We start from the raw sequence: 24,810 nt of genomic DNA, 5'->3' as shown, positions 1-24,810 counted from the left end.
TAAAAATGAAAGAGAGCAACAAAAAAACCTTTGTTGCTCACAAAAAATCAGGTAAAGTTCGAGGCGTAGGGTACAGAGGTAAGATGTTCTATCTTTCAGACCTTTTACTTCACGTAATCGGATTTGGCTGAATTTAGCCGCCCCAGTCATTCTGTGACTGGGGCGTTTTTTATTGGGCTGACGCTAAAAAACGGCAGCCTGTGAGGTTTGTCAGGCTTCAGTGCCCTGATCTTCAACAGCAGGTTCGAGTTCACTAAACCAGCTATTCAGCTTATGGCGCACTTTGTCGACGCCGATTTTTTTCAGCGATGAGAAAACCTCAACCTGCACATCACCCATAAACGCCATTGAGGCTTCTTTCACCATATTGAGCTGGGCTTTACGTGCGCCGGAAGCGAGCTTGTCAGCTTTAGTCAGCAGCAGGAGTACAGGGATCTCGCTCTCAACCGCCCACTGAATCATTTGCTGATCCAGATCTTTAAGCGGGTGGCGGATATCCATCAGTATCACCAGGCCTTTAAGCGCCTGCCTTTTTTGCAGATATTCGCCCAATGCCCGTTGCCATTTGAGTTTCATCTCTTCTGGCACTTCAGCATAGCCGTAACCCGGTAAGTCTACGAGGCGCTTGCCTTCTGCAACTTCAAACAGGTTAATCAGCTGCGTACGACCGGGTGTTTTACTGGTTCGCGCCAGGCCTTTTTGATTGGTGAGCGTATTTAAGGCGCTGGATTTACCCGCGTTTGAACGACCAGCAAACGCAACTTCAATGCCGGTATCAGAGGGCAAATGGCGGATGTCCGGTGCGCTAAGAATGAAGCGGGTGACATGGTAATTCAGTTCAGACAAGGGAATACTCCAGAAACGCATTAGGGCAATGGCGCTGATTATACGCGTTATGGCGCGAAAGTGCTCAATACCATTGGTGAGGCGCCTTTGTAAGATATTTGCCATAAATTTTGCCCGTTATGTCTCTTTTTAGTTAAATAATTAAAAAAATAAACCATTAAAATTCAGTGAATTATACTTAAGTACAGGTTTTTTCGCCTAAAGACTGACATGTGTTACTTGAGCCTTTTACCATATGGTCTACATTATTCAGCAGTGCAGGACGCACTCATCAGGATGATGCGCTCAGGAATGTTGGGATAACGAAGAGCGGCTGGAATGGAAATGGCTATGGACGGGAGCCGGAAAAGGAAAGGGATACGCTCAGGAGTTGAGCAGGCGCAGGATTAACCGGGACGTTGTGAGCCGAAACGGATTTGAAACATGATTCCTTCTGCTGAAGGTATGAAATAAGGCGACAGCTTGAGCTGTCGCCTTTTTTCTTTGTCTGGTTTCTGCTAGATTTCGCCGCAATTCTATACTGAATAAAAAACACCGGGACCGAACATCATGAAGCAACCTGCAAGCGCTGCGAAAGGTAAGCCTGTCGCCAAAGCTAAACGTAAATCGCGTGAAGATATCAATAATGAAGCGCGCGATCGTAAACGCGATAAAAAGCATCGTGGCCATGCGTCAGGCAGCCGTGCTAATCCGCAAACGCAGAGCAACAACGGCAAGCAAAGCGCCGCCGCGAAAGACCCGCGTATTGGCAGCAAGAAGCCAGTGGCATTGATCGCTGACGAAAAGGCCGCACCGGCAAAAGCGAAAAACGTCGCGGCCAAACCGGCGAGGGAGAAAAAAGTGTCTCTCACGCCTGAAGAGGAGCTGGCGCAGCTGGAGAACAGTGAGCGCCTGGATGCGCTGCTCGATCGTCTTGAAAAGGGTGAAACGTTGTCATCAGAAGATCAGGGCTGGCTTGACGTGACGCTGGATCGCATTGATGAACTGATGGAACAGCTTGGTATTGAAATGGACGAAGAGGAAGACCAGGAGGCGGAAGAGGATATGTATCGCCTGCTAAAAGGTAACTAAGCTGTATTGATCGGCATGCGCGCATGCGCATGCCATGCTTAACAGGTAAACGACAATGTTTTGGCCTGGATCAATTTTCGTGTTGTTGATGACATGTTATCTGCTGTGGTTATTGTTTAAACTACGGCGACTGTCGCGTCTGAAGCAGCGTTTACGTCGGGTTTCCGCCCGCTCACCTCTCTTTCCTTCTGGATCGCGACCTTTACGACGGCAACGTAAGCGGAAGGAGTGAGCATGTCAGCAATGCAGATCAAGTGGGACCAGGCGTTAATTGAAAAATATAACTCTGCCGGTCCGCGTTACACGTCTTATCCCACCGCCTTAGCGTTCAACGATAAGTTTACCGATAACGACTTCAGACACGCCATTGAACGTTATCCGCAACGTGCCTTATCGCTGTATATCCACATCCCGTTCTGTCATCGCCTGTGCTACTTCTGTGGCTGCAATAAGATTGTCACGCGTCAGCTGCATAAAGCCGACCGTTATCTGAATGCGCTTGAGCAGGAGATCACTGCCCGCGCACCGCTGTTTAAGGGCCGTCAGGTTAGCCAGCTGCACTGGGGCGGCGGAACGCCCACGTTCCTTAATAAACAGCAAATCAGCCGGCTGGTGGCGCTGTTGAAGCAGCACTTTACCTTTATCGACGACGCAGAGATGTCGATCGAGGTCGATCCACGTGAAATTGAACTGGATATGATCGATCACCTGCGCGCGTGTGGTTTCAATCGCCTGAGCATGGGCGTGCAGGATTTCAATAAAGCCGTGCAGGAGCGGGTGAATCGGGTACAGGATGAAGCGGTTATTTTTGCCTTGATGGCGCGGGCGCGCGAGCAGGGATTTCGTTCAACCAGCATCGATTTGATTTACGGGTTGCCGCTGCAAACGCCTGAAAGCTTCGCTTATACCTTGCAGCGCGTTATCGCATTGGATCCTGATCGCCTCAGCGTCTTTAACTATGCCCATCTCCCCGGGCTGTTCGCCGCACAGCGTAAAATTAAAGAAGATGAGCTGCCCTCCGCACAGCAGAAGCTGGATATCCTCCAGCAGACCATTACCACGCTGACCCAACAGGGCTATCAGTTTATTGGTATGGATCACTTTGCTAAACCGCAGGACGAGCTGGCAGTCGCGCAACGTGAAGGAAAACTGCACCGCAACTTTCAGGGTTATACGACACAGGGCGACAGTGACTTGCTGGGGCTTGGCGTATCTGCGATTAGCATGATCGGCGACAGCTATGCGCAAAACCAGAAAGGGCTTAACGACTGGTACAGTCAGGTTGAAAAACAGGGCCATGGCCTGTGGCGCGGATTACTGCTCAGTGAAGACGACTGCTTACGTCGCGACGTGATTAAAAGGCTGATCTGCAATTTCTCACTTGATTTCAGCACGGTCGAAGCGCAGTGGAATATTCAGTTTGAACGCTATTTTGCGGAAGACATGGCGCTGTTAAAACCGCTGATTAGTGATGGGCTGGTGGAGCAGCATGCAACGGACCTGAGAGTGACGGGAGCCGGACGCTTGCTGATTCGAAATATCTGTATGTGCTTTGATGCGTATCTACGTCACAAGGCGCGGCAGCAGCAGTTTTCACGCGTCATATAAAAAAGCCGGAGCAGCCTGCGCTGTTCCGGCAGTGGATTTCTTATTCCATCCCCAGTTCTTTGAGCTTACGCGTCAGGGTATTTCTCCCCCAACCCAGCAAACGTGCCGCTTCCTGTTTGTGGCCCTGAGTATGACGGAGCGCCGTGGTCAGCAACGTACGCTCCATCTCCGGCTGGGCTTCAGACAGTAGATTTTGATGACCGGAACGCAAGGCGCGGTCAGCCCACTGCGCCAGCAGGGTTGCCCAGTTATCCGGCAACGACTGAGTAGGGCTTTCCGGGGTACTGGATTCAAACAGCTCTGGCGGAAGATCCTGGATCAGCACTTCCTGTCCCGCAGCCATAACGGTTAACCACCGACAGGTATTCTCCAACTGGCGCACGTTACCCGACCAGTGCAGACGTGTCAGCGCGGTTTCGGTTTCCGCGTGCAGAATCTTGGCCTCAACCCCCAGTTCCCGTGCCGCAACCTGGAGGAAATAACGGGCCAGACGCGGGATATCCTCACGGCGCTCACGCAACGGCGGCAGATGCACGCGGATGACGTTCAGACGATGGAATAAATCCTCACGGAACTTGCCTTCCTGCACCCGCAGTTCAAGGTTCTGATGCGTTGCGGCAATAATACGGACGTCAACTTTTACCGGCGCATAGCCGCCGACGCGGTAAAATTGCCCGTCAGCCAGAACGCGCAGCAGTCGTGTCTGAACATCCAGCGGCATATCGCCGATTTCGTCTAAAAACAGCGTGCCGCCATCAGCCTGTTCAAAACGGCCCTGACGGATCTGATTGGCACCGGTAAACGCCCCTTTTTCATGACCAAACAGTTCTGACTCGATCAAATCCTTGGGAATCGCGGCCATATTCAGGGCAATAAACGGCGCTTTGCTGCGAGGGCTGTGGCGATGCAGCGCATGCGCAACCAGTTCTTTACCCGTACCGGATTCCCCGTTGATCAGGACGCTGATCGACGAGCGAGAGAGACGGCCAATAATACGAAACACATCCTGCATGGCGGGCGCTTCGCCGATAATATCGGTGGTCGGGCCGCTGACAGGCTGATTACGTGGCTGCTGCTGTTCCTGATAGTGGCTGATGGCGCGCTCGACCAGCGCAACAGCCTCATCAATATCAAACGGCTTGGGCAGATAATCAAAGGCCCCTTGCTGATAGGCACTGACCGCGGCATCCAGATCGGAGTGCGCCGTCATGATGATGACCGGGAGCATGGGATGGCGCTGTTTAATCTGTTTTAGCAGCGTCAGCCCGTCCATTCCGGGCATACGAATGTCTGACAATAAAACGTCCGGCGTTTTTGTCGCTAATGCGTTCAGCACGTCGTTCGCACTGTCAAAGGTCGCACAGCTCAAACCGGCTCCAGTGAGCGCGCGTTCAAGCACCCAGCGGATGGAGCTATCGTCATCGACGATCCAGACTATCCCTCGTTGCATAGAAACCTCACTGGCGAATAGGCAGGTAAACCGAAAATTCGGTATGACCTGGCCAACTGTTAAACTCAATTTTTCCTGAATGCTGATCAATCAGGCTACGGGCAATAGAAAGACCTAAACCGGTTCCGCCTTCACGTCCGCTTACCATCGGATAAAACAGCGTATCCTGAAGCTGAGCCGGAATGCCGGGACCGTCATCTTCGATATCAATACGGGCGACCAGGCGATACCGCGTACCGTGCAGCGTCAGCTGAAAGGCGGTACGGGTGCGAATGACTATCGTGCCACCGTCCTCGCCCAGCGCCTGCAGCGCATTACGCACCACATTCAGCAGTACCTGTTCGATCTGGTCGGGATCGTGGGGCAACTCCGGCAGGCTGGGATCGTAATCGCGGACCAGAGACACATTTTCTGGCAGCTCCATCGAGACCAGGTTGACCACCCGTTCGGCGACCTGATGAATACTCTGGGTGATGTGCATCCCGGGCTGTTGCGGCCCTAATAAGCGATCCACCAGATTCCGCAGGCGATCGGCCTGTTCAATAATGACTTTGGTATATTCATTCAGCGCGGGATCGGGCAGGGCGCGAGACAGCAGCTGGGCCGCACCGCGCAGTCCGCCTAACGGATTTTTAATCTCATGAGCCAGCCCACGCACCAGATCGCGTGCCGCAACCTGCTGAGCATGCTGGAGTTGTTCCTGGCTCAGGCGACGTTGATTATCCATGGGCGCCATTTCCAGCAAAATCAGGCCATCAGGCAAGCGCTGCGCTGTCAGCGACATAATATGTGCCCGACCATCGACCACCAGGGTAACTTCACTGTCCGTAAAGCCCTGGCCCGCCTCAAGACTCTCGCGCATTACCTCGACATTCAGCGAAAAGTAGCCGGTCAGTTCAGGTAACGGCGTGCCGAATAATTTACGCGAGCTTTGCGCCAGTAATTGCTGTGCCGCGGGGTTGGCGTAGTGAATAACCAAATCGTTATCCACCAACAAAATACTGTTGATTAAGGTATTGAGAATCTGCCCGGCATCGGGCAGTGAGGCAGTTGCCATACAGCGTTCCTCTGCACTGATTTAGTGCATTGTAATCTTTAAGCCGGAATTAAAGCGAATGAACGATGAATTCGCGGAGAAAAAAGCCCATCCGAAGATGGGCTAAAGTTTCCACGGCAACAAAAAAACGTTTCAGACTATCGGTGCCGCCTTTGCAAGATCTGTCTGCGGCACCCATTTGCTTATTCTGAAATTAAACGCTGTAGTACAGTTCGAACTCAACCGGGTGCGGCGTCATGCGCACACGATCGTTTTCGGATTTACGCAGTTCGATATAGGCATCGATCGCGTCATCAGTGAACACGCCGCCACGGGTCAGGAACTCGCGGTCTTCGTTCAGGGCAATCAGCGCTTCTTCCAGTGAACCTGCAACTTTTGGAATTTCAGCTTCTTCTTCCGGTGGCAGGTCATACAGGTTTTTGTCCATCGCATCGCCAGGATGGATCTTGTTGATGATGCCATCAAGACCCGCCATCAGCAGTGCGGTAAACGCCAGGTATGGGTTAGCCGCTGGATCCGGGAAGCGCGCTTCAATACGACGTGCTTTCGGGCTGGCAACAACCGGGATACGGATTGAGGCTGAACGGTTACGCGCTGAATAGGCCAGCATCACCGGCGCTTCATAACCCGGCACCAGACGCTTGTAGGAGTTGGTGGTTGGGTTCGCCAGGGCGTTAATAGCTTTAGCATGCTTGATGATGCCGCCAATGTAGAACAGCGCCATTTCAGACAGGCCGCCGTACTTATCGCCAGAGAACAGGTTCTGACCGCCTTTAGACAGCGACATATGGCAGTGCATACCGGAACCATTATCACCAAACATCGGTTTTGGCATAAAGGTCGCCGTTTTGCCGTAGGCATGAGCCACGTTGTGCACGACATATTTGTAGATCTGAATTTCGTCAGCTTTTTTGGTCATGGTATTGAAGCGGGTAGCCACTTCGTTCTGACCTGCTGTTGCAACTTCATGGTGATGGGCTTCAACAACTAGACCCATTTGCTCCATGGTCAGACACATGGCAGAACGGATGTCCTGTGATGAGTCAACCGGTGGAACCGGGAAGTAACCGCCTTTCAGGCCTGGACGGTGGCCTTTGTTGCCGCCTTCGTATTCTTTGCCGGTGTTCCAGGCTGCTTCGATATCGTCGATAGCAACATGAGAACCCGAAGTTGAAGAACCAAAACGAATATCGTCAAACAGGAAGAACTCTGGCTCTGGGCCAAACAGAACGGTATCCGCAATGCCTGAAGAACGCAGGTAATCTTCCGCGCGCTTAGCGATAGAACGTGGATCGCGGTCATAGCCCTGCATGGTGCCTGGCTCAAGAATGTCGCAACGAATGATCAGGGTAGAATCTTCAAAGAAAGGATCCATTACCGCCGTGGTTGCATCCGGCATCAGCACCATGTCTGATTCGTTAATGCCTTTCCAGCCGCCGATGGAAGAGCCATCGAACATCTTGCCTTCTTCGAAGAAGTCAGCGTTAACCTGGTGAGCCGGAATAGTAACGTGCTGTTCTTTACCTTTGGTATCGGTAAAACGCAGGTCAACAAACTTAACTTCATGCTCGTTCATCATCGAGAGAACGTGTTCAGCGGACATACTCAACTCTCCTGGAAATGGTCATTGTCTACATGGCGAGAACCGGGTTACGGAATAGACGACTGTTAACTGTCTTTCCTGAATCTGATCCTGACCAGCTCTGTAACCGTTGTCTTACATCGTTTTCATCTGGATAATACAAAGCGAATTCTGTGCCAACTTTATTTCTTTGCACAAAATCGCGCTGTCATGCACCTTTTTGTCATAAAGGTCATGCACCATGATAGTTGCATTGCACTGTTTGTGTGCGGTTGGGTTGAAAGTGAGCACTTTTTTGGTGCAAAACATCGACGCAGTGCAAATTTTGCACGCCTATTAGTGCGATTTTGCGACAATGCAATAAACTTTCAGTGAAAAGTGTGATCGTGTTCAGTCTCCCGCTTAATCCGTGTACAATACCGCGTTATTTCTAATGCCTGAGGCAAAAAAGCTGTGATCGAAAATTTGCGTAACATCGCCATCATCGCGCACGTTGACCATGGAAAGACCACCCTGGTTGATAAACTGCTGCAACAGTCCGGTACTTTCGATGCCCGTACTGAAGCCACCGAGCGCGTGATGGACTCCAATGATTTGGAGAAAGAGCGTGGGATTACCATCCTCGCAAAAAATACCGCCATTAAATGGAACGACTACCGTATCAACATCGTTGATACCCCAGGACACGCCGACTTCGGTGGTGAAGTTGAACGCGTAATGTCTATGGTGGATTCGGTACTGTTGGTTGTAGATGCGATGGATGGCCCTATGCCGCAAACCCGCTTCGTAACCAAAAAAGCGTTCGCGCATGGTTTGAAGCCGATTGTGGTTATCAACAAAGTTGACCGTCCTGGCGCGCGTCCTGATTGGGTTGTTGATCAGGTATTTGACCTGTTCGTTAACCTGGATGCGACTGACGAGCAGCTCGACTTCCCTATCATTTTCGCCTCGGCGCTGAATGGTATTGCCGGTCTTGAGCACACAGACATGGCTGACGATATGACCCCGCTGTATCAGGCTATTGTCGACCATGTATCGCCTCCACAGGTTGAAGCGGATGCCCCGCTGCAGATGCAAATCTCTCAGCTGGACTACAACAACTACCTGGGCGTTATCGGTATCGGCCGCATCAAGCGCGGTAAAGTGAAGCCTAACCAGCAAGTCACTATCATTGATAGCGAAGGTAAAACCCGTAACGGTAAAGTCGGTAAAGTGCTGACTCACCTGGGCCTGGAGCGTATTGACAGCGACCTGGCAGAAGCAGGCGATATCATTGCGATTACCGGTCTGGGCGAGCTGAACATTTCTGACACCATTTGTGATCCACAGAACGTGCAGGCGCTGCCAGCACTGAGCGTGGATGAGCCAACGGTTACCATGTTCTTTAACGTCAACACCTCTCCGTTCTGCGGTAAAGAAGGTAAGTACGTGACGTCTCGTCAGATCCTTGAGCGTCTGAACAAAGAACTGGTTCACAACGTAGCACTGCGTGTTGAAGAAACCGAAGATGCTGACGCGTTCCGCGTATCGGGCCGTGGTGAGCTGCACCTGTCTGTTCTGATCGAGAACATGCGTCGTGAAGGTTTCGAACTGGCGGTATCCCGTCCGAAAGTTATCTTCCGCGAATTCGAAGGCCGTAAGCAAGAGCCCTTCGAGAACGTGACGCTGGATATCGAAGAAACGCATCAGGGTTCAGTCATGCAAGCCATGGGCGAGCGTAAAGGCGACCTGAAAAACATGGATCCAGATGGCAAGGGCCGCGTACGTCTTGACTACGTGATCCCAAGCCGTGGCCTGATCGGTTTCCGTAACGAATTTATGACCATGACCTCAGGTACCGGTCTGCTGTACTCCACCTTCAGTCACTACGATGATATTCGTGCGGGCGAAGTGGGCCAGCGTCAGAACGGCGTGCTGATCTCTAACGGTCAGGGTAAAGCGGTTGCGTTCGCCCTGTTCGGTCTGCAGGATCGCGGCAAGCTGTTCCTGGGTCACGGTGCAGAAGTTTATGAAGGCCAGATCATCGGTATTCACAGTCGTTCTAACGACCTGACTGTAAACTGCCTGACCGGTAAGAAGCTGACTAACATGCGTGCTTCCGGTACTGACGAAGCGACGACGCTGGTTCCACCTATCAAAATGACACTTGAGCAGGCTATCGAGTTCATTGATGATGACGAACTGGTCGAAGTGACCCCTCAGTCAGTGCGTATCCGTAAACGTCACCTGACTGAAAACGACCGTAAGCGTGCTTCACGCGGCGGTAAAGACGCATAACTGCGCTGTAGGAAGCCCCGTTTAAACGGGGCTTTTTTTTTCCTGCGCGATTGCTACCCAGAGTTAAATCTACCTTAAACCAGCCCGTAACTTCTTCTCTCCGCCCTTTCAACGTTGTGTCGTCGTGCCTTAATTTACTGTTTCTGTTTTTCTCGTCCAGGCTGCCTGTTCAGGCTGCGCTTTTACCGCTAGAGTGAATGATCCAGGGAACCCGAGGAGGCACCATGCTGTATATCTTTGATTTGGGCAATGTGATTATCGATATCGACTTTAACCGCGTACTGGGCGTCTGGAGTGACCTCAGCCGCGTGCCGCTGGCCTCGCTTCAAAGCCACTTCCATATGGATGACGCATTTGAACAGCATGAGCGTGGCGAAATCAGTGATGAGGCCTTTGCAGAAGCCCTGTGTGAGAAGCTGGATATCGCGCTGAGCTATGAACAGTTCGCGGCAGGCTGGCAGGCGGTTTTTGTTGGTGTCCGGCCGGAGACGCTGGCCGTAATGCGCCAGCTAAGACAGGCGGGACATCGGGTGGTGATTCTCTCCAACACCAACGCCCTGCACTGTACCTTCTGGCCAACGCAATATCCTGACGTACAGCAGGCGGCTGACAAGATCTACCTGTCACAGGAGCTGGGCATGCGTAAACCTGAAGCGAGAATCTATCAGCATGTGTTAGATGCTGAAGGGGTGAGCGCCGATCAGGCCGTGTTCTTCGATGACAATGCCGCGAATATTGAGGGCGCGCGGGCGCTGGGAATTAACAGCGTGCTGGTAACCGACAGCACAACCGTGCCGGACTGGTTTGCAGGTCAGCATTAAGCCATGAAGTTACGTCATTTTCGCCCCGGGCTTCATGCGTTCTGGTTGTGGCTTAAGCTGCTGTGGAAGCGCATTGATAATGATGCCATGACGACGCAGGCAGGCAACCTGGCCTTTGTCTCGTTACTGGCGCTGGTGCCGTTGATTGCCGTGGTCTTTGCGCTGTTTGCTGCGTTTCCTGTGTTCTCTGATATTAGCGTACAGCTTAAGAACTTTATTTTTACCAACTTCATGCCCGCTGCGGGTAACACGCTGCAACGTTACCTTGAGCAGTTTGTGGCAAACGTGCACCGGATGACGGCCGTGGGCGCGGTGGGGTTGATCGTAACGGCGCTGTTGCTCATGCATTCCGTGGATTCGGCGCTGAATGCGATCTGGCGCAGCGACAAAAAGCGGCCGCTGGTCTATTCCTTTGCGGTTTACTGGATGATATTAACGCTCGGGCCCTTGCTGGCGGGTGCCAGTTTAGCCATCAGCTCTTATCTGCTGTCGCTGAAATGGATCAACGTGACGGGCGTAACCAGCCTGGTCGATCAGATGCTGCGTTTCTTTCCGCTGCTCTTATCGTGGCTGTCGTTTTGGCTGTTATACAGTATTGTCCCGACACAGCGGGTTCCTTCGCGCGATGCGTTGACGGGGGCGCTGGTCGCCGGACTGTTGTTTGAGCTGGGGAAAAAGGGCTTTGCGCTCTATGTTACGATGTTCCCGTCTTACCAGCTGATTTATGGTGTGCTGGCGGTGATCCCCATTTTATTCCTGTGGGTTTACTGGACCTGGTGTATCGTACTTCTCGGTGCGGAAATTACCGTGACCTTAGATGACTACCGCCAGTTCAAACGGCAGGAAAGAGAAAAAGAACGAGAGGACGGATGATTGCTTTAATTCAACGCGTTCAGCGTGCCAGCGTCAGTATTGATAACGCTGTTGTGGGTGAAATCGGACAGGGATTGTTAATACTGTTGGGCGTTGAAAAAGGTGATGATGACAAGCGCGCCGAGCGGCTGGCGGAGCGCGTGCTGGGCTATCGTATTTTTAGTGACGACCAGGGCAAGATGAACCTGAACGTCAAACAGGCGGGCGGCAGTGTGCTGGTGGTGTCTCAGTTTACGCTGGCTGCCGATACGCAAAAGGGCATGCGCCCCTCATTTTCCGGCGGGGCTGAGCCACAAGAAGCAGAACGGCTGTATGACTATTTCAGCGCGTGTTGCCGTCGCCATGACGTGATGACCGCGAATGGCCGTTTCGCCGCGGATATGCAGGTCGCGCTGGTCAACGACGGGCCAGTGACATTCTGGTTACAGGTATGACGCCGCATACCGCGCGGCTAAACCTCCGCCATCCCGCATCAGACCGAGAGAAACATTTTATGTATCATCTTCGTGTGCCACAAACGGCGGAAGAGCTGGATGTCTATTATCAGTTCCGCTGGGAAATGTTACGAAAGCCGCTGCATCAACCCCAGGGTTCTGAACGTGATGCCTGGGATGCGTTAGCGCATCATCAAATGGTAGTGGATGAGCAGGGTAAACCCGTTGCGGTGGGGCGACTTTACATCAATGCGGATAATGAGGCGGCGATCCGTTTTTTAGCCGTACACCCAACCGTTCAGGGGAAAGGCCTGGGCACGCTGGTGGCGATGACGCTGGAGTCGGTTGCGCGTCAGGAAGGCGTCAAACGTGTGACGTGCAGTGCGCGTGAGGATGCGGTGGCGTTCTTTGCCAAGCTCGGATATGTCAATCAGGGCGAAATTACTGCTCCACAGACCACGCCGGTGCGCCACTTTCTAATGATTAAGCCGGTTGTTACGCTGGATGATATCTTACACCGCGCGGACTGGTGCGGGCAGCTACAGCAGGCCTGGTACGAGCACATCCCCCTGAGTGAAAAAATGGGCGTGCGGATTCTGCAATATACCGGGCAAAAATTTATTACCACCATGCCGGAAACAGGTAATCAAAACCCGCATCATACCTTGTTTGCCGGAAGCCTGTTTTCGCTGGCCACGCTTACCGGCTGGGGGCTGATCTGGCTGCTGCTGCGTGAGCGCCATCTCGGTGGCACCATTATTCTGGCCGATGCGCATATTCGCTATAGCCGTCCGATCACCGGCAGGCCGGGTGCTATTGCCGACCTTGGCTCACTGAGTGGCGATCTCGATCGCCTGGCACGGGGTCGCAAAGCCCGTGTTCAACTGGACGTGCAGCTATTCGGTGATGATGAGTGTGGTGCGGTATTTGAAGCGGTGTACATCGTGTTGCCTGTGGATCCGGACGGGCCGCTCGAAGAGGGCGGCTCAGGGGCGCGCATCAATTAAACGACAGGGCCGCGATTGCGGCCCTGTGTGTTTTACTTCATCTGACCTGCCTGCATGGTCTGCTGCAGTTGCTGGCTGTCTGTATTCACCGACAGCGTGGCGTTAACCGACGGTGCCAGCGGCTGATCGGCCTTTAGGGAGGCATTCAGGCGCAGCTGGAAATTGCTGTCGCCTTCCAGAGGAAGGGCGGGCCAGCCCCAGTTTTGTAAGACATTGACGGGTACGCCGCGACCAGTCAGGTTAAGGCTAACCGGGCGGTCGGTTTGCTGACCCACGGTTGCCGTGCCTTCCAGTAAACCCTTAGCGCTAAACGCGCTGAGTTCCGTCACCCTGATCTGCCGATCGTCAGCCTCCAGCGCAATGGACGGATGGCGTAAATCCGTGCGGTTAAAAGTCGACTCCGCTGCATTCAGGCTCAGTTTCCCTGACCAGATCCCCCATTGATGCTGGCGGGCCAACTGCAGATTCTCACCATTGCCATCCAGTGATGTGAGCTGGAAAGGAAACGCAGGATTGATGTCGATAATCAAATTGCGGTTTGAGGTGAAACGGGTCACGGTAATCCCATCCAGCCAGTCAGGAAGGGGATCCTGCCATAACGCCCGCCAGTTCTGTGGCAGCGTATATTCCAGGCCCGCGACGGCCAGGTTATTCAGTGTTAAGCGTCTGTCGTTACGTGACCAGTTACCGTCAGCCCGGATCACGCCGTTGGCCCAGCGTGAGCTGAACTGGGTCAGGGCAATCCCCTGTGGCGAGAAGTCCATATTGATAATGGGATCGTTGAGCTCGAATTTGCCATTGATAAAGTTGCCTGCGTTCATCGCCAGTGAGCCATCCTGACTCTGCCAGTCCCGGCCTTTCCAACTGATATTTTTCAATGTCAGATCGAGATCGGTTACCGCCCAGTCAGGGCCCTGCAGCCGGGCATCGGTAATATCGACGCGGTTCAGCGTAACCGAGGGCACCTCTTCAAACGGCTTCAGGAAATCGACAAGCGAGCTGGCGGTTTGCAAACGGATATCGTTCAGGCGGAGCTGATTGATCTTCCAGTTTCCCTGCGCATCGCGCTCTCCGTTACCGGTCATCGAGCCCCGGGCTAAATCCGCGCCGATGTTGCTAAACGTCATACGGCCCTGGGACACGTTGCCCTGAATCAGCACGTTTTCACCTGCCACGCTATTGAGCGTCATCTTGCCTGCACTCATCTGGAACTGTGCATCTCTACCCAGCACATCGTCGGGCAAGGGTTTCCACGGCAGAATGCCGCCATTCACCTGCAGTGCGGAAAGCGGTAAAACGGAAGCGGGACTGTCGATGCGCATGTTGTTCAGTTGCAGGCGATCGGCCTGCACGGGTAAGGCGCTATTCCTGGCCAGATTGGTCAGGTTAACCTCACCGTCACGGAGCTCTATGCTGGCAAAATGGAAGGGATCGCTGAACTGCATCAGGGCGATGCCAAGATCGACGCGTTTGGCGACCAGCACGGCCGGTTGTCCGTCATGGCCAAAACTGAAGTCATCCAGAATAATGTGTGTAGGTGATGAAAAGTTATGTTCGATTTTGCTCAGCGACAGATGCCATTCCGTTTTGTCGCTTACCCAACGGCTAAACCAGCCCGCGCCCCACTGTGTTTGCAGCAGTACATACAGCACCACTAACGCAAACAGTAGTAGTAACAATAAGGTAAGGAAAAACTTTCCTATAAATTTCATCGTATCCTTCCCGGGTTCAGTCCGCTGAAAGGTTGTTATGCCTGAATTATCGTTATAGCTCAACCGCCTGGATGTAAATCAGCATAAATAGCAGGCAGGCCGCGACCTGCCTTAAAACGACTTTTCCGGTGGAAAGACGAGATTAAGCACAATCGCTGTGATGCCCCCTGCGGCAATGCCGGAAGACAGTAAGGTTTTCAACCAGTCCGGTGCAAACTGCAAAATCAGCGGTTGCTGTGACACGCCAAGTCCTGCGGCCAGTGAGAGGGCGATAATCATGATTGCACGCCGGTTGAGCGGCTCTCTGGAGACAATACGCACGCCGGATGCGGCGATGGTACCAAACATCACGATAGTTGCGCCGCCCAGAACCGGCTCAGGAATATGCTGCACCAGTCCACTCACCGCCGGAAACATACCCAGCAGGATAAGCATCAGCGCCACAACAAAACCAACATAGCGGCTGGCAACGCCGGTCAGCTGGATAACGCCGTTATTCTGCCCAAAACAGGAGTTAGGAAAGGTATTAAACAGGGCAGAGACAAAGGAGTTCAGGCCGTTAGCGAGCACGCCGCCTTTCAGGCGCTTCATATAGATGGGGCCGCTCACCGGTTGTTCCGATACATCAGAGGTTGCGGTGATATCACCAATCGTTTCCAGTGAGGTCACCATAAACACCAGCATGAGCGGGATGAGCAGATTCCAGTCAAAACCCAGACCGTAATAAAGCGGAGTCGGCAACGCAACGATCGGCTGATCGGCCGGTGTGCTGATGGATGGCAGCATATTCATCGCCCAGGCCAGCAGGTAGCCCACCGCCATTGCAATCACCAGGGAGGCAACGCGGAGATAAGGATTTTTTTGACGGTTCAGAAGGATAATCACAACCAGAACGACGCCGGCCAGCAGCAGGTTTTTCGGTGCGCCGAAACTGTGATCGTTCATGGCGGCAAAGCCGCCGCCGACGGAGGTGAGGCCAACCTGAATAAGCGATAACCCAATGATCATTACGACAATACCGGACACCAGGGGCGTGATGATACGGCGAGCCAGGTGCAGCACCCGTGACAGTACCATTTCCGTGCAGGATGCGACCATCAGCGTTCCAAACAGCGCCGCCATCATCGTGGGCACATCTGCGCCGCCGTTCTTCAGCGCCATCCCACCCATAATCAGCGGTGTGACAAAGTTAAAGCTGGTGCCCTGAATAGACAGCAAACCTGAGCCAACCGGCCCCCACGTTTTAATTTGCAGCACTGAGGCTACGCCAGAGGCAAACAGGGACATGCTGATGATGTGCTGTGTGTCCTGCGCCGGTAAACCCAATGCCTGGCAGATGAGCAGCGCGGGCGTAATCACCGCAACGAACATGGCCAGCAAATGCTGACCGGCTGCAAACAGGGTTTGCGCAAGCGGCGGGCGATCTTCCAGGCGGTAGATCAGTTCACTTTTACTGACGGATGAGGAGGCTGGCTGCTGATTGGTCGACATTGTAACGGTTCCCAAAAAAAGTGAGGCGATTGTAATCTGCAACGGCTCAAAAGCAAACGTTTGCTAACGGTGGCAAAAAAAGTGTCAGGCGTTGCTGTAGCGGCCGGTTTCCGGCAGCCAGCGCTCGATTAGGGCCTGTGCCTGTTCAGGATAGTGCTGGTGGATATGCCGTGCGACGCGTTGAACTTCAGGAATCATGGCCTGATCGCGCAGGAGATCGGCAACCTTAAACTCAGCATTACCGGTCTGGCGCGTTCCCAACAGTTCACCCGGCCCCCGAATCTCCAGATCGTGTTGGGCAATCACAAAGCCGTCGTTGCTGTCGCGTAGCACCTGCAAACGCTTCTGCGCCGTTTTGCTCAGCGGCGCTTTGTACAGCAGCACACAGTGAGAGGCAACCGCACCCCGTCCCACGCGTCCGCGTAGCTGGTGCAGCTGAGCCAGCCCAAGCCGTTCCGGGTTTTCAATAATCATCAGGCTGGCGTTTGGCACGTCCACGCCGACTTCAATTACGGTAGTAGCGATTAACAGCTGGATCTCGTTCGCTTTGAAAGCCTGCATGACTGCCAGCTTTTCCGCCGGTTTCATACGACCATGCACCAGTCCTACCCGCAAATCAGGCAGCGCCACGTTGAGTTCTTCCCATGTGGCTTCTGCCGCCTGGGCTTCCAGCAGGTCCGATTCTTCAATCAACGTACAGACCCAGTAAGCCTGACGGCCCTCGTGACAGGCCTTTTGTACGCGCTCAATAATCTCACTGCGACGGCTGTCCGGAATGGCAACGGTCGTGACCGGCGTCCTGCCTGGCGGCAATTCGTCAATGGTTGATGTATCCAGATCGGCATAGGCGGTCATGGCCAGCGTGCGCGGAATGGGAGTGGCGGTCATGATCAGCTGATGGGGATGAAAACCCTGCTCCTCCCCCTTTTCCCATAGCGCGAGCCGTTGATGAACACCAAACCGGTGTTGCTCATCAATAATCACCAGCGCCAGCCCGTTGAACTTCACCTGCTCCTGAAACAGTGCATGTGTGCCAACGACCATGGCGACACTACCGCTCGCGATGGCATCCTGCTGCGCCTGACGCGCTTTGCCTTTTTGTTTACCTGCCAGCCAGCCGACTTCCAGACCCAGTGGCGCGAGCCATTGACGAAAATTGATTGCATGCTGTTCGGCCAGCAACTCTGTCGGTGCCATCATCGCCACCTGTTTGCCGTGAGCAATAACGTTCAGGGCGGCGAGGGCGGCAACTAACGTTTTTCCTGAGCCGACGTCTCCCTGGACCAATCTCAACATGGGGAAGTCATTGGCCAGGTCTTTCTCAATCTCGGCGACCACGCGTTTTTGGGCAGAAGTGGGCGAAAAAGGCAGAGCGGCCAGTAACTGGTCACTCAATGTATGCCGGGCAGGCATGGGCAGAGCATAATGGCGCTGTGCGCCAGCCCGAACCGCCAACATACTCAGGTTATGCGCCAGCAGTTCTTCCAGAATCAGCCTGCGCTGCGCAGGATGGTGCCCGCTTTCAAGTTCGCTGAGTTTCACATCTGGCGGTGGCCGATGCAGCGTATGTAAGGCCTCGGGCAGGCTGATCAGTCCGCCGCTTAACGCCTGCGGCAACAGTTCCGTAATCGGGCAGTTTTCCAGCAAAGTTAACGCCTGGTCGGTAAGGTTGCGCAGCGTCGCCTGACGAATGCCATCAGTTGTGGGATAAACGGGCGTCAGGGTTTCTTCCAGCGTCACAGTGCTGTGCTCGCCCTGTACACGGTATTCCGGATGAATGATTTCTGCGCCGCGCTGGCCACGTTTTATTTCACCATAGGCGGTGACACGTCTGCCCGGCGCGAGGCTGTTTTTCATCCCGGCATTAAAGTTGAAGAAGCGCATGCTCAGCACGCCGCTGCCGTCACTGATTTGGCACACCATCATGCGCCGGCGGCCAAAAGTAATCTCGGTATGCAGGACATCGCCTTCAACAGTTGCCCAAATGCCCGGTAGCAGGTCATTAATGGCATAAAGTTGGGTACGATCTTCATAACGCAGGGGAAGGTGAAGCAGTAAATCCTGAATGGTATGCAGGCCAATTTTAGCCAGCTTTGCCGCCTGACTGGCGCCGACGCCGGTCAGGGTACTGAGCGGGATGGCATCCAGCAGACGGCCTTTCATTTCTTACTTCTGCCTGTAGATTGCATCGTTGCCCACCAGGTTTCATCGGCTTCTATCTCGCCCTGAGCATTGATATAGGGATACGGCATGCGCTTGTGCTTTGCCACGCGGGCCAGAACGGGATAGCCGCCCTCAAACAGCAGGCGCTGTTGCTCTTCCGGGGCTAAAAGGCTGGCCTGACGTTGATACATACCGGCATTTTGACGCTGGCGCTGCGCTTCATAAAGAATCAGGGCAGATGCAACGGAAACGTTGAGTGACTGAACCATACCGACCATCGGAATAATGATATGACGATCGGCCAACGCCAGAGCTTCATCAGTAATACCGGTTTTTTCCTGCCCCATCAAAATGCAGGTGGGTTTGGTGTAATCAATCTCACGAAAATCCACAGCGTCAGCAGAGAGGTTGGTCGCCAGTATCTGCATGTTTTGCGTTTTAAGATGGCTAATGGCGTCGTTGATTGAGCGGTGCGTTACCACGTTCACCCAGCTGTTACTGCCGGCCGATGCCGACGCCTGAGTGCGCATGCGCTGGCTGGGCCATACGGCATGGACCTCATGAATCCCCACCGCGTCGGCGGTACGAATGACAGCGGAAACGTTATGAGGCTTATGCACCTGCTCCATGCAGACGGTAAGGTCGTGCTGGCGCAGGGCCAGCATTTCCTGGATACGAGCAAAGCGTTGAGGATTCATGCACTAGTTACGGTTGCGGTGAACTTTGATCACATCCGGCATCACACGAATCTTACGCATGATATTCGCCAGGTGGACGCGATCGCGTGCGGTCAGACGGATAAAGGCACTGTAAACGCGGCCATCGCGCTCTTCAGTATTCAGACTCTGGATATTGGATCCGGCGGTATTAATGGCTGCCGTGAGATTAGCCAGTGCACCCTGGTGGTTAAACATATCCACCTTGATCTCAGCCACAAACTCCTGTTCGGTGACTTTATCCCACTCTACCGGCATGAATTTTTCTGGCTCTTTTTGGTAGCCGCGAATATTTCGACAGGATTCATGGTGAACAACCAGGCCTTTACCGGGGCTGACGTGAGCGACAATGGGATCGCCAGGAATAGGGCGACAACATTTCGCAAAGGTAATCAGCACGCCGTCTGCACCTTTGATGGGCAGCTTGCCTTGTTTTTTGTTATTGCTGAGCGTGCTGGTGTCGGTCTGGAGCAGGTTCTTGGCCACGACCACGCTCATTGCATTACCCAGACCGATTTCCGCTAACAGATCGTCCAGTGACGTCAGTTTCATGCGATCAAGCTCATGCTTGATGTTTTCAGCCGGTACTTCCGCCAGTTTACGACTGCCGCCCATCGCATGGCTGAGCAGGCGACGTCCCAGGTTTACCGAGTCTTCGCGCTTGAGGTTTTTCAGTAGCTGACGGATCTTAGCGCGAGCTTTGGAGCTGACCACGAAGTTGAGCCAGGCAGCGTTAGGACGCGCGCCGGGCGCGGTGATGATCTCGATAGTTTGGCCGCTGGTGAGCGTCTGAGACAGCGGATAAGGCTGACGATCAACGCGCGCGCCTACACAAGCATGACCAATATCGGTATGTACCGCGTAGGCGAAATCGACCGGCGTGGAGCCTGTCGGCAGTTCGACGATACGGCCTTCTGGCGTAAAGACGTAGATCTCATCCGGGAAGAGATCGGATTTCACGCTTTCGATGAATTCAAATGAACTGCCGGCGCTCTGTTGCAGTTCAAGCAGGCTTTGCAGCCAACGCTGAGCGCGGATTTGCGCCGTGGTACCGCTTTCGCCTGCCTGCTTATAGGCCCAGTGCGCGGCAACCCCCATTTCAGCCATCTGATCCATATCTTCGGTACGGATTTGCACCTCAACCGGTACGCCATGTGGCCCGATCATCGAGGTATGCAAAGATTGATAGCCGTTAGCTTTGGGGATTGCAATATAGTCTTTTACCCGGCCCGGACGCGGCTTGTACAAGCTGTGCATCTGACCCAGCACGCGATAACAGGTATCTAAATCTTTGACGATAACGCGAAAGGCATAGATATCCATGATCGAGTGAAAACGCTGCTCTTTGAGCGTCATTTTGCGGTAGATAGAGTAAAGGTGCTTTTCGCGCCCACTTACCCGGCAGGGGATACCGGCTTCCTGCAGGCGGCCATCGATTTCAGAGAGGATTTTTTGAATCATCTCTTTACGGTTGCCGCGGGCCGCTTTCACGACCTCTTTAATCACCCGAAAACGATTGGGATAGAGCGCTTCAAAACCGAGCTCTTCCAGTTCTGTTTTTAGGTGATGAATACCCAGGCGGTGCGCCAGTGGACTGTATATTTCCAGCGTTTCGAGCGCGATGCGACGACGTTTATCGGGACGTAACGACCCGAGCGTTCGCATGTTGTGGGTACGGTCAGCCAGCTTGATGAGAATGACACGGATATCCTGCACCATCGCCATAATCATCTTGCGGAAGTTCTCTGCCTGCGCCTCTTTCTTGTCACGGAATTTCAGCTTATCCAGCTTTGAAACGCCTTCAACCAGTTCGGCAACGCTCTTGCCAAACAGCTGTTCCATATCCTGATAGGTGGCTGGCGTGTCTTCAATAACATCGTGCAAAAGCGCGGCCATGAGCGTTTCATGGTCGAGCTTCATTTCTGCCAGAATACAGGCTACTGCAACAGGATGGGTGATGTAAGGCTCGCCGCTGGAGCGTGTCTGTCCCTCGTGGGCATCACGTGACACAAGATAAGCTTGCTTGAGGCGCTTAATCTGGTCCTCAGGCAAGTATTGTTCAATCAGTTGATTGAGACTTTCAAACAGATACAAGGTTGACCTGCAGCTAGCTGTTAACGACGACCTTCAGCGATAGCGGTAACGGCCTGTAACTCAGCGGCTTCCTGCTCTTGCTGCTCCTGACGATCACGCACATCTAAAATCTGATTGGTGACCAAACCTTCTTCGATTTCGCGCAGTGCGATAACGGTAGGTTTATCGTTCTCTTCCGGAACCAGCGGATCTTTTCCGCCTACCTGCATCTGACGTGCACGACGTGCAGCGACCAACACCAGGTCAAAACGATTACCAACTTTTTCTACTGCGTCCTGAACGGTTACGCGTGCCATAGGTGTGCTACTCCACAGATGAAGAAATGACTCGGCATCATACTGAAACTGGGTTCAGACTGCCAACAGTTTGCTGATTAAAGCATCATGGCGCGCTTTCTGACGGGCCATGCGCAGACGTTCTGCGCGAATAATGGTTTTCAGATCCGATAACGCCAGATCAAAATCATCATTCACAATTAAATAGTCGTATTCGGCGTAGTGGCTCATTTCTGCCACGGCCTGTGCCATCCGACGTGCAATGACCTCTTCGCTGTCCTGACCGCGACCACGCAGGCGACGATCCAGTTCTTCTTTCGAAGGCGGCAAGACAAATATGCTGCGCGCTTCTGGCATCTTAGCGCGAATTTGCTGCGCGCCCTGCCAGTCAATATCAAGAAAAACGTCCACGCCGGTCGCCAGGACCTGTTCAATTGCCTTACGCGAGGTGCCGTAATAGTTGTCGAAAACTTTCGCGTGCTCCAGAAAAGCATCTTCCGCGATCATTTTTTCGAACTCATGCTGTTGAACAAAGAAGTAATGTTCACCATGCGCTTCGCCCGGACGCATACCACGGGTGGTATGGGAAACAGACACTTGCGTATCATACAGCGGCTGCGTTTTTAACAGTGCCTGAATCAGACTGGATTTTCCTGCACCACTGGGCGCAGAAACAATATAGAGCGTACCTTGGGCCATGATTTTCTTGAATTGATTAAGTGCGGAGTCGGTTTCCTGCACAGTATACACAGCTTCCCCGCCCCACGCAGCGTTTGCGCCATCCTCAAAGCGAAAAGTTTATGCGACATGCTACGCAGCCCAGTCCGCAGCAGCTGAAAACACAACTCTTTGTTCGCCTAACCCGTTCCAGAACACAGGAACAGGGCTGGCTCAGCCTGATGTTCAGAGATTGAATGGTTCAAAATCAGGAGGTGACGAATGAGAGGGATGTTTATTGTTGGGCTGCTACTGATATTAAGCACGTTTTCTTCCCTTGCGGCTTTGTGCCCCGCCTGGACGTCAGCGCGTGCCGTCAATGAGATCGCGCATTTGCAACAGCAACTTCGGCAGTGGGATAAGGCGTATTTCCAGCAAGGGCGATCGCTGGTTAGTGACGCAGACTACGATAGCTTGCAGCAGCGGCTTAACCACTGGCAGCGCTGTTTTACTCAGGCTGCGGATGAATATGTGCCTGCCTTGCCTGAGGACGGTACGCAGTGGCATCCCGTTGCGCACACCGGCGTTAAAAAAGTACGGGATAAACGTGTGCTGGGTTACTGGATGCAGGCACGAAACGATCTTTGGGTACAACCAAAAATCGATGGCGTTGCCGTCTCCCTGATCTATCGACAGGGAAAACTGGTCTCGCTAATCAGCCGCGGCGATGGGTTACACGGCGAGCAGTGGCTGGCGAAAGCCCGTCATATTCCTGCCATTCCATCGGTTATCGACAGTCAGCAAGGCAGCATCGTCCTGCAGGGCGAGCTTTTTTTGAAGATGACCGGTCATCAGCAGGCTGTGGACGGCGGCAGGAATGCCAGAGCCCGTGTGGCAGGGGCAATGATGAGCCAGGCTGACTCGCCGCTGCTGGCACAACTGGGTATTTTTATCTGGAGTTGGCCTGACGGGCCGGCGAGTATGCCTGAACGTCTGGCCCGGTTGAGCTCATGGGGCTTTGACCTCGCCAGCCACTGGACTCAACCCGTTCAGGATGAAGAGGATGCGGCAAGCTGGCGCGAGCGCTGGTTTCACGCGCCCTTGCCTTTTGTTACCGACGGTATTGTTGTGCACCAGGCTGCCCGCCCGGCAGGAAAGTACTGGCAGCCCGGTGAGGGTGAGTGGGCCATCGCCTGGAAATACCAGCCACCGGAGGTGAGCAGTGAGGTACGATCCGTAGATTTCTCAATAGGACGAACGGGAAAGGTGGCGGTCGTACTGAATCTTCAGCCCGTTCAGCTTGATGACAAAACCGTCAGGCGTGTCAACATAGGGTCGTTAAAACGCTGGCGAGAGCAGGATGTCATCGCGGGAGATCAGGTGACGGTTAGCCTGGCAGGACAGGGAATTCCCCGGCTGGAGCGCGTTATCTGGCGCGTGGCGCAGCGTGATTACCCTGAGCCACCGGGTTCTGAGCACTTCACTCATCTGAGTTGTTATACGTTAACGCCGGATTGCCATCGCCAGTTACTGGCTCGCCTGAGCTGGCTGAGTCAAAAGTTCGTGCTGAATATTCCCGGCGTTCAGCGCAGCACCTGGCAGCGACTACTGGATACCGGTTGTATTACGCACCTGTTTTCCTGGCTGACGATTACGCCAGAACAGATTACCGCTGCAGCAGGCATCTCCTCTGAAAGAGCACAGCAAATCTGGCATAGGTTCGAATTGACCCGCCAGCAACCTTTGCGTCGCTGGGTTAACGCATTGGGCATCGCGTTGCCCCAAAAGGCACTTCGCGCCCTGGCCGATAAAGAGTGGGAACCCTTGCTTGCTCGTGATGTGCAAACCTGGCAAGCGCTGCCCGGCGTGGGCGCAAGGCGTGCTGAACGCATTGCCGCACAATTTCAGGATGCCGGGCTGCGGAAGTTGATTACCTTTTTGCAGCAGCAGGGCATCCCGGCATCATCAGTGTTCAGGGTGGGGATAATTGAAGATGGGCAAGCCGAGTCGAAACCGCAGTGCCAGCAGGCGGGCAAAGAAACCGAAAAGTAAGGTGATGATGATCACCAGCTCATGTGCCAGAGGCGTTTTCAGTAGCAGGATGTACATCCAGCCAGAAGCGAAAGCGATACCGGCGTAAAGCTCTTTTTGAAAAACCAGCGGGATACGATTACAAAACATATCACGCAAAACCCCACCAAATACGCCGGTGATGACGGCACTTATCGCGGCAATGATCATGGCATGACCTGAATCCAGCGCAACCTGAGCGCCAATGATGGAGAACACCACCAGACCCAGCGCATCCAGAACCAGAAATACCTTGCGCAGATGTGTCATCAACGGCGCGGCAAAGGTGGTCACCACGGCAGCCGCGGCGACGATCATGATGTACTCAGGATGCTTTACCCAACCCAGTGGATAATGGCCAAGCAGAATATCGCGTACTGAACCCCCGCCTATCGCGGTCACAGAAGCAATAATGATCACGCCAAACAGGTCCATTTTACGACGGCCGGCGGCAAGTGCACCCGTCATCGCTTCAGCGGTGATACCAATGATATAGAGAACAGTAAGTAACATAGCAGGCTCCAGGAAGACGGCGGCAAGGCTACGCCACTGAAGAGCACGGCGCGACTGAGATTTTCTGTTAGTGACGTTAAAAGTATTAGTAAA

The 24,810-nt window shown here is 53.6% G+C and carries 20 protein-coding genes; 8 read left to right on the top strand and 12 right to left on the bottom strand.

Translation table 11 applies throughout. The annotated features are described in order from the left end of the window. Positions 1–210: 210 nt before the first annotated feature. The gene (gene yihA, locus DFO57_RS20815; RefSeq protein WP_033766259.1) at positions 211–846 is read right to left on the bottom strand and encodes a ribosome biogenesis GTP-binding protein YihA/YsxC; all 636 of its coding nucleotides are present in this window, start codon (positions 844–846) and stop codon (positions 211–213) included. 549 nt (positions 847–1,395) lie between these two features. Here yihA and yihI point away from each other — a divergent pair. Both yihI and hemN read left to right on the top strand, forming a co-directional pair. Further along, entirely contained in the window at positions 1,396–1,917 is a 522-nt protein-coding gene (yihI, locus tag DFO57_RS20810; RefSeq protein ID WP_014604730.1) for a Der GTPase-activating protein YihI, read from the top strand. Positions 1,918–2,151: 234 nt separating this feature from the next. Beyond that, positions 2,152–3,525, top strand: a complete 1,374-nt coding sequence (gene hemN / locus DFO57_RS20805) for an oxygen-independent coproporphyrinogen III oxidase (protein WP_089517724.1) — start codon at positions 2,152–2,154, stop codon at positions 3,523–3,525. Positions 3,526–3,565: 40 nt separating this feature from the next. Here hemN and glnG read toward each other — a convergent pair whose 3' ends face one another. From glnG to glnA, 3 genes are all read right to left on the bottom strand, one after another. After that, positions 3,566–4,975: a nitrogen regulation protein NR(I) gene (glnG, locus tag DFO57_RS20800; protein ID WP_014332989.1), complete on the bottom strand. Its 1,410-nt coding sequence runs from the start codon at positions 4,973–4,975 to the stop codon at positions 3,566–3,568. Positions 4,976–4,982: 7 nt separating this feature from the next. Beyond that, positions 4,983–6,032, bottom strand: a complete 1,050-nt coding sequence (gene glnL, locus DFO57_RS20795; RefSeq protein ID WP_014332990.1) for a nitrogen regulation protein NR(II) — start codon at positions 6,030–6,032, stop codon at positions 4,983–4,985. A 193-nt stretch (positions 6,033–6,225) separates the two neighbouring features. Beyond that, on the bottom strand, positions 6,226–7,635 hold the full coding sequence (gene glnA, locus DFO57_RS20790; protein ID WP_014332991.1) for a glutamate--ammonia ligase: 1,410 nt from the start codon (positions 7,633–7,635) through the stop codon (positions 6,226–6,228). Between the two features lie 432 nt (positions 7,636–8,067). On the opposite strand from glnA, the gene typA reads away from it, so the two are divergent. The 5 genes from typA (at position 8,068) to fabY (ending at position 13,026) form a co-directional block, all read left to right on the top strand. Next, complete coding sequence (gene typA, locus DFO57_RS20785) at positions 8,068–9,891, top strand: ribosome-dependent GTPase TypA (protein ID WP_014332992.1); 1,824 nt, start codon at positions 8,068–8,070, stop codon at positions 9,889–9,891. 224 nt (positions 9,892–10,115) lie between these two features. Continuing rightward, positions 10,116–10,712: a glucose-1-phosphatase gene (yihX, locus tag DFO57_RS20780; protein WP_089517725.1), complete on the top strand. Its 597-nt coding sequence runs from the start codon at positions 10,116–10,118 to the stop codon at positions 10,710–10,712. Positions 10,713–10,715: 3 nt separating this feature from the next. After that, on the top strand, positions 10,716–11,585 hold the full coding sequence (locus DFO57_RS20775; protein ID WP_013027778.1) for a virulence factor BrkB family protein: 870 nt from the start codon (positions 10,716–10,718) through the stop codon (positions 11,583–11,585). Next, positions 11,582–12,019 carry a D-aminoacyl-tRNA deacylase gene (dtd, locus tag DFO57_RS20770; protein ID WP_013027777.1) on the top strand — a complete coding sequence of 146 codons (438 nt, stop codon included), beginning with the start codon at positions 11,582–11,584 and terminating at the stop codon, positions 12,017–12,019. The genes DFO57_RS20775 and dtd overlap by 4 nt, the downstream gene beginning before the upstream one ends. 59 nt (positions 12,020–12,078) lie before the next feature. Continuing rightward, on the top strand, positions 12,079–13,026 hold the full coding sequence (gene fabY / locus DFO57_RS20765) for a fatty acid biosynthesis protein FabY (RefSeq protein WP_026020958.1): 948 nt from the start codon (positions 12,079–12,081) through the stop codon (positions 13,024–13,026). Between the two features lie 32 nt (positions 13,027–13,058). On the opposite strand, the gene DFO57_RS20760 is transcribed toward fabY, so the two are convergent. The 7 genes from DFO57_RS20760 to gmk all read right to left on the bottom strand — a co-directional run bounded on the left by DFO57_RS20760 (position 13,059) and on the right by gmk (position 22,176). Beyond that, on the bottom strand, positions 13,059–14,738 hold the full coding sequence (locus DFO57_RS20760) for an AsmA family protein (RefSeq protein ID WP_019105383.1): 1,680 nt from the start codon (positions 14,736–14,738) through the stop codon (positions 13,059–13,061). Positions 14,739–14,849: 111 nt separating this feature from the next. Beyond that, complete coding sequence (locus DFO57_RS20755; protein ID WP_072404746.1) at positions 14,850–16,229, bottom strand: NCS2 family protein; 1,380 nt, start codon at positions 16,227–16,229, stop codon at positions 14,850–14,852. A gap of 84 nt (positions 16,230–16,313) precedes the next feature. After that, positions 16,314–18,392: an ATP-dependent DNA helicase RecG gene (recG, locus tag DFO57_RS20750; RefSeq protein ID WP_013027773.1), complete on the bottom strand. Its 2,079-nt coding sequence runs from the start codon at positions 18,390–18,392 to the stop codon at positions 16,314–16,316. Continuing rightward, positions 18,389–19,090, bottom strand: coding sequence for a tRNA (guanosine(18)-2'-O)-methyltransferase TrmH (trmH, locus tag DFO57_RS20745; protein ID WP_014332997.1), 702 nt, complete (start codon positions 19,088–19,090; stop codon positions 18,389–18,391). Before trmH ends, recG begins: the two co-directional genes overlap by 4 nt. A 3-nt stretch (positions 19,091–19,093) precedes the next feature. Next, positions 19,094–21,202 (bottom strand): bifunctional GTP diphosphokinase/guanosine-3',5'-bis pyrophosphate 3'-pyrophosphohydrolase, encoded by a 2,109-nt coding sequence (gene spoT, locus DFO57_RS20740; RefSeq protein WP_013027771.1) that lies wholly within the window; start codon positions 21,200–21,202, stop codon positions 19,094–19,096. Positions 21,203–21,222: 20 nt separating this feature from the next. Beyond that, entirely contained in the window at positions 21,223–21,498 is a 276-nt protein-coding gene (rpoZ, locus tag DFO57_RS20735) for a DNA-directed RNA polymerase subunit omega (protein WP_003851346.1), read from the bottom strand. Positions 21,499–21,552: 54 nt separating this feature from the next. After that, the gene (gene gmk / locus DFO57_RS20730; protein WP_014332998.1) at positions 21,553–22,176 is read right to left on the bottom strand and encodes a guanylate kinase; all 624 of its coding nucleotides are present in this window, start codon (positions 22,174–22,176) and stop codon (positions 21,553–21,555) included. Between the two features lie 240 nt (positions 22,177–22,416). On the opposite strand from gmk, the gene ligB reads away from it, so the two are divergent. Then, complete coding sequence (gene ligB / locus DFO57_RS20725) at positions 22,417–24,186, top strand: NAD-dependent DNA ligase LigB (RefSeq protein ID WP_110015654.1); 1,770 nt, start codon at positions 22,417–22,419, stop codon at positions 24,184–24,186. Here the strand turns inward: ligB and DFO57_RS20720 are convergent. After that, positions 24,100–24,717: a trimeric intracellular cation channel family protein gene (locus DFO57_RS20720; protein ID WP_013027768.1), complete on the bottom strand. Its 618-nt coding sequence runs from the start codon at positions 24,715–24,717 to the stop codon at positions 24,100–24,102. The two genes, ligB and DFO57_RS20720, sit on opposite strands and share 87 nt — an antisense overlap. Positions 24,718–24,810: the final 93 nt, after the last annotated feature.

This window comes from Pantoea sp. AG702 (assembly GCF_003182295.1).
Lineage (GTDB): Bacteria > Pseudomonadota > Gammaproteobacteria > Enterobacterales > Enterobacteriaceae > Pantoea > Pantoea ananatis.
The sequence above is the reverse complement of the archived record's forward strand: the minus strand, read 5'-3'. Positions and strand labels throughout refer to the sequence as shown.